We start from the raw sequence: 14,138 nt of genomic DNA, 5'->3' as shown, positions 1-14,138 counted from the left end.
AAGGTGAAAGGTGAAAGGTGAAAGGTGAAAGGTGAAAGGTGAAAGGTGAAAGGTGAAAGGTGAAAGGTGAAAGGTGAATCAACCGGGCTTCGCCGGTTGATTCGTTGGGACATGCCGCTAACGCAGCTACCTTTTACCTTTCGCCTTTTGCCGTTCACCTATATACTTACTCGCTTCTTAAACTTTTAACCGGGTTGCTAAGCGCCGCGCGGATGGCCTGGAAGCTGATGGTGCCAAGTGCTATAACAGAGGCCAGGACGCCGGCAATAACGAAGATCCACCAGCTGATATCAATGCGGTAGGCAAAATCTTTGAGCCAGCTGTGCATAAACCAATACGCCAGGGGCGATGCGATGAAGAAAGAGATAATGACCAGTATAATAAAATCCCGGGATAGCATGTTAACAATGCCAGGCACGGTGGCGCCCAATACCTTCCGGATACCAATTTCGCGGGTACGTTGTAGCGTACTGTACGATGCCAGGCCCAATAACCCAAGGCATGATATAAATATGGCCAGCACCGCAAAGTTGAGGAACAGTTTGCCAAAGCGCTGCTCTGCACGGTACTGGCGGTCAAAAAACTCGTCTAAAAAGTAATAGCTGAAGGGCCTGTTCGGGATTAACATTTTCCATTTATTTTCAATGGCTGCCAGCGTTGCCGCAGTATTTTGGGTCGACATTTTTACCGAAATTAAAGAGATGTTCTTCATTTCAATTCGCATGCTTAACGGCTTAATAACTTCCTGTAACGACCGGAAATGGAAATCCTTCATCACCCCTACTATTTTGCCCTCGCGGCCCCATTGTTTAAACCGCCTGCCGATAGCCTGTTGCGGTGAACTATAGCCAAATAATTTAACCGCAGCCTCGTTCAATAACATGGCTTGGGCCGTATCTGTGCCAAACCCGCGGGAAAATGGCCTGCCTGCAACCATCTTGATTTTAAATTGATTTACATAATCCCAGTCGACAAAATACAGGTCGAGATTAGCTATTTGCAAATCGCCTTTTTTGTTTTCAATCTCTGAATAAGCACCAGGATTACCCCCACCCGGAACACTTGACGACATTGCGGTTGACTTTACCCCCGGAATTGATGTAAGTGCTTCCTTAAGCGCGTTCCCGGCCGGATCGCCATTGGTATCCAAAATAAGCATCTGGTCTTTACTAAAACCAAGATCCCGGTTTTGCATAAAGTTCATTTGGGTGTAAACGATAATGGTACCTATAATAAGGAATATCGAAATGGTAAACTGCGCTATCACCAGTGTTTTACGCAATACATTACCCTTGCTGCTGCTGGCAAACCGGCCTTTCAATACCGAAACCGGCATAAATGACGACAAAACCAACGCGGGATAAATGCCGGCAATAAGACCGATGGCTACCGATGTACCCAATAAAATCAGCACGTAATACCAATTGGAAAAAATTCCGGCGCTGATAGTTTTCCCTGCAAGCTGGTTAAACAAGGGCAGAAACAATACCGACAAAATAATAGTTAACACAAAAGCGATAAGGCAAAGCACAACCGACTCGCCTATAAACTGGCTGGCTAACTGGCCCTTTTCGGCTCCGACAACTTTGCGGATGCCTACCTCTTTGGCCCGCTCAACAGACCGCGCTGTGGTTAAATTCACAAAATTGATACAGGCTATCAGCAATATAAAAACGGCCACAATAGTAAATATGTAAACGTTGTTGATACTACCCGATTCCTGGCCGCCGCGTTTAGAATACAGGTAAACCGTTTTCATTGGCTCCAGGAACAACTTGTAGCTCATGTGCATTTTCCGTTCTTCGTCGCCATTGCGGCGTTCTAAAAATGCCGCGAATTTGGCTTCCAACCTTTTAGGGTCGGTGCCATGTTTTAATAACAGGTAACTCGACGCCCCAAAATTTGCCCATTGGTTATCCAGCCCTTTATTAAACTTTTGGGTAAGCGACACCATCGATATCAGCATATCCGCTTTTATTTGTGAGTTTTCGGGAATATCCTTCATAACCCCTGTTACCTTGGCGGGGATGGCATCGCCGGTTAGCAGTACAGTTTGCCCTACAGGATCGGTGTTACCAAAATATTTTTTTGCAGCCGACTCTGAAAACACGATAGTAGCCACCTCTGACAATGCCGTTTTGGGATCGCCCTTCAACAGTTTGAAATCAAAAACTTTAAAAAATGTTGAATCGGCGAAAATGGATTTCTCTTCCTGGAATTTAACATTGCCTTTTTTTACCAAAAAACTACCGCCGCTCACCCGCACAAATGATTCCACTTCGGGAAAATCGGCTTTAATGTTTGGCGCGAATGGCCATGCCGTAACGCCGGTATTAATGGTTTCGGTCGGCGTTTTAATATCCGTAACCAGCCGGTAAATCCTATCGGCCCTGGTATGCATATTATCGTAGCTCAACTCAAAGCCTACATACATAAAAATGAAAAAACAGGCCGTTATCCCTATGGACAGGCCCGTTATATTGATAATAGAAAATGCTTTATGCTTCCACAGGTTACGCAAAGCGATTTTGAAATAGTTTTTTATCATTTTATTAGTTCATTGGTCTTGTCTGGTGGTTCATTAGTTCACCGATTCATTTGCTATTGCCTGTCGATATAGTGGTGACTTACCGGCACTATGCAAGCTCTAAAACATTCAACCAGTGAACCCATGAACAAAATTATTCACTTCTTAAACTTTTTACGGGGTTGGCCAGCGCCGCCAGCACCGACCGGTAGCTTACTGTTATCGCAGCTATTATAAATGTAAATAGTATGGATTCGACAAAAATTTCGGGGCCGATGGCGATTTTGTATTGAAAATCTTTTAAATAATTGTGCATGGCCCAATAAGCCAGCGGCGAGGCTATTACAAAGGCTATGAGCAATAAAATGGTGAATTCCTTGCCAAAAACCCATAAAACCGATGTTATGCTTGCTCCTAATACTTTGCGTACACCAATCTCTTTGGTTTTGCGCACAGCCATAAATGAAACTAAACCGTACAGCCCAAGGCAGCCAATAACAATGGCGATGCCTGCAAAAGCTTCTATCAGCGTTAACAGGATATTATCCAGTTCATAAAATTTCCTGATGCTATCATCCAAAAACTGGTACGAGTAAAATTCTTCGGGGAAGGCCTGGTTCCATACCTTCTCAAATGAGGCCAAAGTTGCCTTGGCATTACGCATATTCATTTTGATGGCCACAGTTGAGTAGCCATGATAATTTGGCATAATACAAACAGGCGAAATTTCGCTGTGGAAGGAATAGTTGTAAAAATCCTTCACCACACCTACTATCGGCGCGGTAGTACCTTTACCATTAATGGATAGCATTTTACCTATCAAATCCTGCGGCTTCATATTTAGCTTTTTGGCCACCATCTCATTCACCACAAACTCACGCGTGGTATCCGAAGGGAAAAAGTTACGGCCGGCAACCAGTTTTAATCCAAAGGTTGAAATATAATTTTCATCTGCCGATTTAACGTTGATGCTCCAATGTTCATCTTCGGTCCGGTGGTTAAAGTTAACGCCGGTACTATTGTTTGATTGCGAAGCGGGCGCCCTGTAGCAATAAGTCACCTTTTCGACACCTTTGATCTGGTTTAGCTGGTTTTTCATGGTGCTTAAAATGGCTTTATCGTCATTTTTTGGGATCGGCAGTAATACAATGGCATCTTTGCTAAAGCCCAGGTCGGCAGTTTGCGAATAATGCAGCTGTGATACTATAATGATGGTACCAATAATTAAAACCTGCGAAATGGCAAACTGGGTTACCACCAACACCCTGCGCAGTGAAAACCCGCCAATATCCTTTTGCGAAAGTTTACTTTTAAGTGCCTGGATGGGCTGAAACTGTGCCAACACCAAACCCGGATACGAGCCTGATAAAAACACTACTGCAACAGCAATTAACACAATAAAAATAGCTAATTGGCCTTTATCGAATTCCATCTCCGACTGGAACAGGTGGTTAATGGCAGGCAAAGCGATGTACGATAAGCCAATGGCAACCAATACCGCAAATACGGTTATCAAAGCTGTTTCGGCAATAAACTGCCAAAACAACTGGCCGGGCATACTGCCTAAAACTTTACGCACGCCAACCTCTTTTGCCCGGTTAAGTGCCTGGGCGGTTGCCAGGTTAACAAAATTTACACTCGCGGTAATAATCAGGAACAGGCCGATAAAGAATAATGCCCATAAATATTTTTTATCGGCATAGCCGTTCAACTCCGGGTTAAAGTGCATATCATTAAGGGGCTGTAGTTTAAAAAACCAAACTTTTAAATCGCGGCCTGTGTAGTGCTTTTTCACAATTTGTGCGGTTGTTGCATCTACCTGTGCCTGTGTAACTCCCTTTTTAAGCCTGGTAAAAACCTCGCTGCCGCTGTAAACCCCGCCCCAGTTGTCTTCGCGACGCTTGTTGCCGGTGTACTCGTCCATATTGCCGTACGATACATAAATCTGTTGCCGGCGGTCGGTATTGTTGGGTAAATCTTTTAAGATACCGGTAATTGTAAAGTTTACCTTATTATCCAGGCGGAACACTTTGCCAATGGCATCAGCTGTGCCGAAATATTTACGCGCAATTTTCTCGGTTACCAAGGCCTCGCCCGGAGCTATAAGCAGCTTTTTTTTATCGCCTTTTATTAATGGGAAGTTTAAGATATCAAAGTATTCAGGCTCGGCAAAAGCCACACCGTCATCTTCCTGAAACTTTTTAACATCAGAGCCATGAGTTATGGTGATTAAGGTGCCGGTGAAATTGATTACCCTTGCGGTTTTCTCGCCTATGGTAAAATCATTCCTGAAGGTTTTCCCCAAGGGCTGTGGTACGCCATTTGATTTTCCGATGCCATCATCGTGCCATTCGGTATACAAGCGGTACACCCTATCCGAATCCTTATGAAAAGTGTCGAAGCTTAAATGGTAGGTAACTAATGTAAATATCAGTATACCGCAGGCAATACCCAGTGCCAAACCAATAACACTTATAGCAGCGTAGGCCTTGTTACGCTTTAAATTTCTCCAGGCAATTTTAATATAGTTTTTTATCATGATGTTAGTTCATTGGTTCACTTGTTCATTAGTGTCTTGTCATTGAGTCATTTGGTTATTAAGTCATTTTTAAAGCATCAATGACCTAATGACGCGAAGCAAATGACTTAATAACTATTCTGACCTCAGGCTTTTCACCGGGTTTGTTAACGCTGCCTTTATGGCCTGGAAACTGATGGTCATTAATGTTATCACTATGGCCACTAATGCCGATAGCAGGAATACGCCAGGCCCTATGGTAATGCGGTAGTCGTATTTTTGCAGCCAATCGCGCAAAAAGTAAAATGCAACGGGTGATGCAATCAGGCAACTGATAATTACCAGCAAAATAAAATCACCTGACAGTAGCAGCCATACATTGGCAACAGATGCTCCCAATACCTTGCGGATACCAATCTCTTTGGTACGTTGCTCGGCTACATACGCCGCCAGGCCAAATAGGCCCAAACAGGAAATAAATATAGCCAGCCCCGCAAAAACACCGGCAAGCTTGCCTACAAGTAGCTCCAGGTTAAATTTATGGTTATACTCATCATCAACAAACTGGTATATGTATGGGTAAGCGGGGTTATAGGTATCAAATATTTTGTTAAGCTTTGGCAAAGCATCATGAATGCTCACATTTTTTGCCAGGCGGTACATGATGTTATTACCTCCCCTGCCGTGGTTAAAAATAGCCGGCTGGATAGGCGTAAAAGGCGATTCCATGAGCGCATCCTTCACCACCCCTATGATGCGTACGGGTTTAGCACTTCCATTCCAGGTTACCAGTTGGTTTATTGGGTCTTTTAAACCTATTCGTTTTACGGCTGCCTCGTTCAAAATCACGTCCGAGGTGTCATTGGCCCAGTTACTTGTAAAATCCCTGCCGGCTTTTAAGGTCATTCCAAGTGTTTTAAAATAACTTTCAGACACTGATATAGATCCGATGTTGACAGGGTCTTCACCGGCACTTTTGCCCGGCCATTTATCAAGCGAATTGTGACTATATATATTGGTTACCGGGCTTGATGCCGAGGCTACATTTTCTACTAATCCGCTTGCTAAAAGATCATTCCTGAGTGCACCAAAATGGGCTTCCAGGTCGCCGCTCATATCTGTCATCATTAACCTTTCGGCGCTATAGCCGGTCGGCCTGCTTTTGGCATATTGAATTTGCTGGTAAACAATTACCGTACTTATAATTAACGCTATGGAGCAGCTAAACTGCAATACTACCAATACCTTGCGTGGTAACGATGCAGCTTTGCCCACCTTTATAGTTCCTTTTAAAACCTGTACCGGGTTAAATGACGACAGGTAAAAAGCCGGCCTGCTGCCTGCCAGTAAGCCTGTTACGGCCACGTATAATAACATGATGCCCCAGAACAACGGATTAGTATACGGAATAGCTATAAAACCTCCTGTTAGCTCATTAAACGATGGGATAACCAATTGAACAATTAATATAGAGAACAGGAACGCGATAAAAGTGATCAGCAACGATTCGGCTAAGAACTGAACGATCAAGTCTTTCCGTTGCGAGCCGATGGCTTTCCTCACCCCTACCTCGCGGGCGCGTTTCTCTGAGCGGGCAGTACTCAGGTTCATGAAATTGATACAGGCTATCAGCAATACCAATATGCCTATGATGCTAAACATGCGCACATAATCAATAAAGCCGCCAACAGCCTTACCGTTTTTAAAGTCGGTATACAGGTGCCAGTCTTTCATTGGGTGCAGGATAACCTCCGGATGGGCTAAGCGCATGGGCACGCTGTTATCATAAACAAGATTTTTCACTTTGGGCGCCACCTGCGCCAGGGGTACCCCTGGCTGTAGCTCCACAAACATATTAAAGGAGTTGTTTGTCCAGGTTACGCGGGCATTTTTCATCCAGCTTTCAGTTTGTTCTTTAAAGCTAAAGGGCGTTAAAAAGTTAAACTGCTTGGTTGCGTTTTTAGGAATATTTTTAATAACCCCGGTTACTTTCAGGTTATGACTGTTATCATAACGGATCACTTTGTTTATCGGGTCGGCATTGCCAAATAAAGCAGTAGCGGTCGCCTCATCTATGACGATAGAATTAGGATCGGTAAAGGCATCCTTCGCACTGCCTTTTACAAAAGGATACTGAAAAATTTTCAAAAAATCGGGATGCGCGGCACCACCGCCAAGGTATAGCTTTTTGTTGCCCACCAACAGGTCGTGCCATTGCCAGCCCACCCAATCCGTTTCGGCTACGTGTTTGATGCCGGGAATTTGTTTGCGTAACACCTCGGCCAAAGGAATAGCAACAGCAGCTTGGGTATGCTCGTCCTGCTGCGTTGTAAAGTGCACTTCAACCTGGTATAATTGCTTGTAATTGGGTAAAAACTTGTCATACGAAAACTCGTTAACCACCCACAAACCAATAATAAGCGCTACCGCCATACCGGCAGCCAATCCCAATATATTAATGGCGCTGTATACCTTATTATTTAAGATATTACGCCAGGCGATTTTTAAATAGTTCTTGATCATAGTGTTAGTTCATTGGTTCACTTGTTCATTAGTTGATTAGTATTTTTTCATTGAGTAGTTAAGTTATTTTGCTTTGCCAATGAATAATGACGCGAAGCAAATAACCAATGACTTAAATCATTCATTCCTCAAACTTTTAACCGGATTACTTAACGCTGCTTTTATAGCCTGGAAACTTACGGTTGCGAGGGCAATAAGCGCGGTTATAATACCTGCAGCAGCAAATACCCACCAGTGGATGCTTACCCGGTATTGGTAATTTTGCAGCCAGTTACTGATGGCCCACCAGGCTACCGGGAATGCTATGAGGCAGGAAATACCTACCGGTTGTAAAAAATCTTTTGATAATAAACCGGTTAAACCAGCTACGCTGGCGCCCAAAACTTTGCGGATGCCTATTTCCTTTATCCTCCGCTCGGCTGTGTATGCGGCCAGTCCGAACAAACCCAGGCACGATATAAATATGGCTAACGACGCAAAAACGCCGGCCAATGTACCGGTCAGTGTTTCGGTTTTAAATATCAGGTCAAATTCGTCGTCAACAAATTTATAATCGAAGGGATAGCCGGGATTATTGGATTTTATTATACTGCCAACTTTGCTCAATACATCCGGCAAATTTGCTCCATGTTTAAACCTTATGGTTAAAAAGCGGGCTCCGTCGGTACGATTATATAACAACATGGGGGCACTGGCGGCATACATATCATTGTAGAGGAAATTTTTAACTATGCCGGTTACAGTTAAGCGCTTTGAGCCGCCTTCTGTTATAATAGCACCAACATGGCCTTGTTTACCCATTTGTTTGGCAAAGGCTTCGTTGATGATCACGTTATTACTATCAGTTGTTTGATTTGAATGGAAATTTCTGCCGGATGCCAGCTTCATACCCATGGTTGATAAAAAATGGTCGTTAACATTCTCCAGGCTTATTAATGGATTTTTTGATGCATCCTTGCCTTCCCACGAGTAATTATCGGTATTGCTCCAAATCTCTAAAGCGGGATAGTCACTCAATGCGGCGTCCTCAACCAAACCTGTTTCTTTTAATTCGTTGTAAACTGCAGGGAAGTGTTCAACCAGTTTACCTTGCGTGCTGATGCTGATCAGGTCGTTTTTATTAAATCCCAGTTTGCGGTTTTTTACGTGCTGTATCTGTTGATAGATTACCACGGTGCCGATAATCAATATAATTGAAATTGAAAATTGGATAACCACCAGGCTTTGCCTGATAAGGCCCGAGCTTGTACTTGACTTTATTTTGATACTTTTTAAAACCGTTATAGGGTTAAAAGAGGACAAGTAAAAAGCCGGATAGCTACCAGCAAGCAGGCCAGTGATTGTGCCTATCGCTACTAAGTAAATAACATGACCGGCAGCAAACAGGTTAATAGCCAGCTCTTTTTGAACCAGGTTATTGAAAGCCGGCAGCGCTAAAGCAACCAATAATACAGCCACAACAACGGCTATAAATGACATAATTAAGGCTTCGCCAATAAACTGACTAATGAGTTTACCTTTGCCAGCCCCCATCACCTTACGCACACCAACCTCTTTGGCCCGCCTTTCTGACCGGGCTGTTGCCAGGTTCATGAAATTGATACAGGCTATAAATAATATGATGAAGCCAATAATGGCAAATAAACGCACATAAACAATGCGGCCGCCATCCATTTTACCATCGGTGAAATTATTGTACAAATTCCAGTCGTTCATGGCAAAAAGAAATGATTGCGTATTGTTGCCCGTCTTTTTGGTTCCAATGTAGTTGGCCAGCTTTTTATTAACGGCATTAACATCGGCGTTAGGTTCCAACTCTAAATAAGTATGTGCCCAGTTAGCACCCCAATCCTTCATCCAGGGCTTCTTAGGGTCAACATCGTTTAACGGCGCCAGCCAATGAAACTGCATTGTCGAATTTTTAGGCAGATCATTGATTACGCCGGTAACAGTAAAATTCTGCTCGTTATTCATCTTAAGCGTTTTGCCTACCGGGTTGGCATCGCCAAAAAACTTTTTGGCCATTGTTGTATTAATTACCACCGAATGCACATCACGAAAAGCATTGTTGGCATCGCCATAAACAAAAGGTAGTTTCAGGATCGAAAATATCCCGGCATCGGCGTAATCTCCTTGTTCGTTAATGGATTTATCGCCAAGAGAAAACAAAACATCGCCGGTACCGCCCGATCGGGCAGCCGTTTTTATGCCTGGAATATCCGCGACTAATGATTTGGCCATGGGGCCTGGCGTGGCATGAAAAGTAGAAACCTTACCTTCATAGGTTTGGTTTTCATAGATAACGTAAATGTTATCCCTTTTTTGAAAGTTATGGTTAAACGTAAGCTCGTCCTGAACCCACAGAAATATAATAGATGCGCAGGCAATGCCTATTGCAAGCCCCGCGATATTCAAAAAACTGTAAGCCTTGTTTTTTAACAAGCTACGGAACGTTGTTTTCAGGAAGTTCATTATCATGATAATTAAATTCTAAATCCTAAACCCTAAAAATTAAGGGACTTACGCAAATCTTAAATTCTAACTTGCGTGCCCAATTTCACTCACAACTCACAACTACTCACTACGCAAGCTTTTCACCGGATTAGCCAAGGCCGCACGCACGGCCTTGTACCCTACCGTTACCCAGGCAATAACTACCGATGAAGCCATGGCCAACAGGAATATCCAGGCGCTTAACGATATGCGATAGGCAAAGTTTTGTAGCCAGCCCGTCATCACGTACCAGGCCAATGGCATGGCAATTACAAAGGATATAATGATAAGCACCACAAACTCTTTAGAAAACAGGTAAACAATACTGCTTACCGATGCCCCTAATACTTTACGGATGCCAACCTCTTTGGTGCGTTGCACCGCCATAAACGATACCAGGCCGTATAAACCCAGGCAGGAAATAAAGATGGCTATGCCTGCAAATATTTTGTAAACCATGGCCATCTGGTTTTCTGCCTGGTAAAATTTAGCAATATTATCATCCAGGAAATATCCGTTGTAGGCATATTCGGGGTAAGTGTTCTCCCACAGTTTTTGCAATTCGGCAACGGTTTTACTTAAGTTTTTGGTCTGGATTTTAATGGCAACATTGCCTTCAAATTTTTTTGCCGGGGCGATAACTATTGGCTTCACGGTTTCGCGCAGCGAGTTGGTTTTAAAATCCTTAACTACACCGGTTATAGGCATCCACCTGCCATTGCCACCCATTCGTACGGTTTTACCAATAGCGCTCTCGGCATTTTGGATTCCCAACTTATGGATAAATGTTTCATTGACCACCACCTGCCTGGCAGTATCACTTACATCATATCCTTTGCCTGCGGAGAATTGGAGCCCGAAGGTTTTAAAATAATCGGCATCGCCAAACTTTAAATAGGTGTTAAAACCAGGATCTTTTGTGTTATTATTAAAATTAAAATTGGTGCCCCAGTTATTTTCTGACGATGGCGCATCCGAACTAAAACTAACCGATTTTACAGCAGAATTTTGCATAAGCTGTTGACGATAGGCTACCATTTTACCCAAACTGATGCTATCGGTGTAGCCTGGAATAACCAGCACCGCTTCTTTATTAAAGCCAAGATCGGCTTTGTTTACAAAATCCATTTGGTTCATGGCCACTATAGTGCCAATCATTAATAATTGAGATATCGCAAACTGAGTAATAACCAGCGCCCTGCGTAACGGAATGCCGCCAATTGAAGCAGCCGTGATCTTATTTTTCAAAGCCAAAACAGGTTTGAAACCCGATACCACCATAGCGGGGTAAATGCCCGACAACACAATGACAACTATCATTACAACAAGTAAAAACAGCAGGTTTTCGGCAGTGAATAAACCAATGCTTTCGGGTACATTGGCAATGCTTTTAAGTTGTGGCATAGCCAACTTTGCTATACCTAAAGCCAGCACTACCGAAAAGAACACCACCAGCGTAGTTTCGCCAATAACCTGTGCTATCAATTGCTTACGTGTGCTGCCTAATACTTTGCGGATGCCCACTTCTTTTGAACGGCCAACGGATTGCGCCGTAGATAGGTTTATAAAATTAATGGACGCCATTACGATGATCAGTAACGCAATGAGCGATATAGTACGCAACGTTGCATAACTCATGGTATGATCGGCCAGCGGGTTACCAAAACGGGTATCAAAATGAAACAGCGATAGTGGTTGAGCCAGGAGGTGGGTTTCAGATATACCTTTTTTAAAGTGCTTGCGCGAAAAAGCTTCCAGCTGCTTGCCAACATTATCGGCACTTATATTGGGGGGCATAAGCATAAAAACCTGGTGGTTGCTGCTTGTCGATCCCCATTCGCCGCTGTAGTTATAATCTTTACCGTGAGCTTTCCAACTCACAAACGATACCATTATTTTAAACGGAAAATCGGTATTAACAGGCGCGTCTTCAATAACCCCGGCAACTTTAAGCGTTATAACGTTGTCCATTTTAAGGGTCTTGCCAACCGCATTTTTCCAGTCGCCAAAGTATTTGTTGGCCATGCTTTTGTCAATCACTGCCATATCCGGATCTTTTAAAACAGATGCGGTGCCAGCCAGCCATTTTGAACTAAAAATATCAAAGAATTGAGGTTCAATGAATAAAACACCCAGGTTTTCGGTGAATTTTTTATCGCCTTTACCTGTGCCGGTAATTTCAGGAACGGTTATCTGGCTGCCGTAGCTACTGTTTAAGGCTGCTACCTTTGCCTGCGGAAAATCTAACCGAAGGGCCTCGGTAGCAGGCACTGCGATACCCGGATTATAGGTAAGGTCGGATTCGTGTTTTTCCTGGGTTACAACATGGTATATGTTTTTGTAGTTGGGCTGAAATTTATCAAAGCTCAGCTCAAAATTAATGATAACAAAAATGAGCAAACAGGCGGCAATGCCAACCGTAAGCCCAGCTATATTTATACTTGAATAGGCCTTGTGCCTTACTATATTACGCCACGCTATTTTGATGTAATTTTTAATCATGTGATCTGCAGATTTGTACACATGGTTTAAAACACATACCAAAACATTAAATAACTGATAATAAACAAGTTAAATTATATCAGAATTACGAACATGTTCGTAAGCGTAACAGTGGGTGTACGGTAATGATACAGTGATTTTGGTACTTTAATTTTTAGTAAAACATCAGGACCCGGTTAGCTTTCGGCTTTGGCCAGCGCCTCGGTTATATCCGACAGGTAAACCTGGTCTGGCTCTTCCTTGTAAGGGTCGGCATGGTGGTAGCCGGTTTCAAGGTACAACTCAAGGGCATATTTGAGCGATTTGGCGGCGTTGATTTTGTTGTGCATTGCTAAATAGGTAAGCCCAATATAATAATGAGCATCTGCAAGCTTTGGGTATTTGTTAACTTCCAACTTCAGATCGGCCAGTGCGGCAGCATATCTTTCATTTTTAATAGCATAACTCCCCTGTGTAAATAATCGTAAAGTCCTAAAACTTTTTTCCTTTCATGATCGCCAATACATTCGTTAAAATAATGCAGGGCCAGTTTATTATTGCCCAATTCGTGCTGGGCCATTGCCATCACCATGCGCAGGTCATAGTCGCCATCGCCTGTATAACCGGGCAAGCCCTTGGTTAGTTTATATAAACGGTACAAATCGGCATAGCAATTCTTGTAATCCTTCAGAAATTTAAAATAACACCAGCCCCTAACGCTTAAGTATTCGGCCGGATCAGCTTGCACTGCTTTATCCATTAATATTTTCCAGGTGTAAAAATCGCCCCGTTTTAAATAAGGCACCGACATTTCACATAAGGTTGGCCCAAAAGTGGCACAGGCCTGTAACGAATAGATAAAAAGTTGCTGTGAATTTTTAGATCCCTGTGGGTATTGAATAGCATCTGTATAATACTGGCATGCCACCTGGTGTGGCTTATCCGTATAAATATTGCAATTTGTTTGCGCTTTAAGCATTCCCCCACTTAACCAAATTAAGATCAACAGGTACTTTTTCATATGGTTATATCTTTAACATGACCATTAACTACCTTGAAGTGCAAATAATAGTAGGTATCGCAAACTGTGCCATTTGGAAGTTTACCGGGAACCCAGCCTTTCAAGCTTTTTACAGCCGTTGATATCATGCTAACAAAAATTGCCGGAAAGGCAACCTTGCGATAACTGGCGTCTAACTGATAAATTCGGAACCAGCCGGTTTGCCCCTTACAATTCACAATAAAGCGAACGGTAACGGACCCTGTAACCTGTTTAAATTGTGGCTGATAAACCATTTTGGCAAAAAGTTCTTTCTTTAATGTTTTTGCCTCGCCTTTATAAGATGTATTTAACCCGTAGTATTGGTAAATATTATCCTTATCGCAAAGCTTAAAATCGTATTGGTCTGTTTGGGGGTTAAATATAATATCGCCAACCTGGTTTGGTAAATTAGCGGCATCCGGCAGTTTATCCTGCGCAAAAAGATTGCAGGTAAAGAAGCCGAGAATTAAGGCACTTATGATATATCTCATTTGTTTAGGCAGACATTTAAAGAGACGACATTATCAAACGTGGGGTGCGACAAGTTATTTTAG

General features: G+C 43.0%; 8 protein-coding genes. All 8 read right to left on the bottom strand.

Translation table 11 applies throughout. From position 1 onward, the window contains the following. Nucleotides 1-166 precede the first annotated feature (166 nt). Nucleotides 167-2,548, bottom strand: coding sequence for an ABC transporter permease (locus AC1DU2_RS19565; RefSeq protein WP_477386213.1), 2,382 nt, complete (start codon nt 2,546-2,548; stop codon nt 167-169). Between the two features lie 133 nt (nt 2,549-2,681). Then, entirely contained in the window at nt 2,682-5,066 is a 2,385-nt protein-coding gene (locus AC1DU2_RS19560) for an ABC transporter permease (protein ID WP_477386211.1), read from the bottom strand. 114 nt (nt 5,067-5,180) lie between these two features. Beyond that, entirely contained in the window at nt 5,181-7,568 is a 2,388-nt protein-coding gene (locus AC1DU2_RS19555) for an ABC transporter permease (RefSeq protein WP_477386209.1), read from the bottom strand. Between the two features lie 117 nt (nt 7,569-7,685). Next, a complete protein-coding gene (locus AC1DU2_RS19550) occupies nt 7,686-10,040 on the bottom strand; it encodes an ABC transporter permease (protein ID WP_477386207.1) in 2,355 nt (784 codons plus the stop codon). Between the two features lie 102 nt (nt 10,041-10,142). Next, complete coding sequence (locus AC1DU2_RS19545) at nt 10,143-12,563, bottom strand: ABC transporter permease (RefSeq protein ID WP_477386205.1); 2,421 nt, start codon at nt 12,561-12,563, stop codon at nt 10,143-10,145. A gap of 176 nt (nt 12,564-12,739) precedes the next feature. Beyond that, the gene (locus AC1DU2_RS19540) at nt 12,740-12,892 is read right to left on the bottom strand and encodes a hypothetical protein (RefSeq protein WP_477386203.1); all 153 of its coding nucleotides are present in this window, start codon (nt 12,890-12,892) and stop codon (nt 12,740-12,742) included. 68 nt (nt 12,893-12,960) lie between these two features. Next, entirely contained in the window at nt 12,961-13,563 is a 603-nt protein-coding gene (locus AC1DU2_RS19535; RefSeq protein ID WP_477386201.1) for a hypothetical protein, read from the bottom strand. Continuing rightward, complete coding sequence (locus tag AC1DU2_RS19530; RefSeq protein ID WP_477386199.1) at nt 13,560-14,075, bottom strand: hypothetical protein; 516 nt, start codon at nt 14,073-14,075, stop codon at nt 13,560-13,562. Before AC1DU2_RS19530 ends, AC1DU2_RS19535 begins: the two co-directional genes overlap by 4 nt. Nucleotides 14,076-14,138 lie beyond the last annotated feature (63 nt).

Source organism: Mucilaginibacter sp. P4_C11, assembly GCF_056402115.1.
This window is presented reverse-complemented; position numbering and strand designations above follow the sequence as displayed.

What these genes read in the sequence shown, in the direction of transcription:
- AC1DU2_RS19565 (WP_477386213.1), bottom strand. Translation starts at nt 2,548, where the DNA reads ATGATAAAAAACTATTTCAAAATCGCTTTGCGTAACCTGTGGAAGCAT.
- AC1DU2_RS19560 (WP_477386211.1), bottom strand. Translation starts at nt 5,066, where the DNA reads ATGATAAAAAACTATATTAAAATTGCCTGGAGAAATTTAAAGCGTAAC.
- AC1DU2_RS19555 (WP_477386209.1), bottom strand. Translation starts at nt 7,568, where the DNA reads ATGATCAAGAACTATTTAAAAATCGCCTGGCGTAATATCTTAAATAAT.
- AC1DU2_RS19550 (WP_477386207.1), bottom strand. Translation starts at nt 10,040, where the DNA reads ATGAACTTCCTGAAAACAACGTTCCGTAGCTTGTTAAAAAACAAGGCT.
- AC1DU2_RS19545 (WP_477386205.1), bottom strand. Translation starts at nt 12,563, where the DNA reads ATGATTAAAAATTACATCAAAATAGCGTGGCGTAATATAGTAAGGCAC.
- AC1DU2_RS19540 (WP_477386203.1), bottom strand. Translation starts at nt 12,892, where the DNA reads ATGCACAACAAAATCAACGCCGCCAAATCGCTCAAATATGCCCTTGAG.
- AC1DU2_RS19535 (WP_477386201.1), bottom strand. Translation starts at nt 13,563, where the DNA reads ATGAAAAAGTACCTGTTGATCTTAATTTGGTTAAGTGGGGGAATGCTT.
- AC1DU2_RS19530 (WP_477386199.1), bottom strand. Translation starts at nt 14,075, where the DNA reads ATGAGATATATCATAAGTGCCTTAATTCTCGGCTTCTTTACCTGCAAT.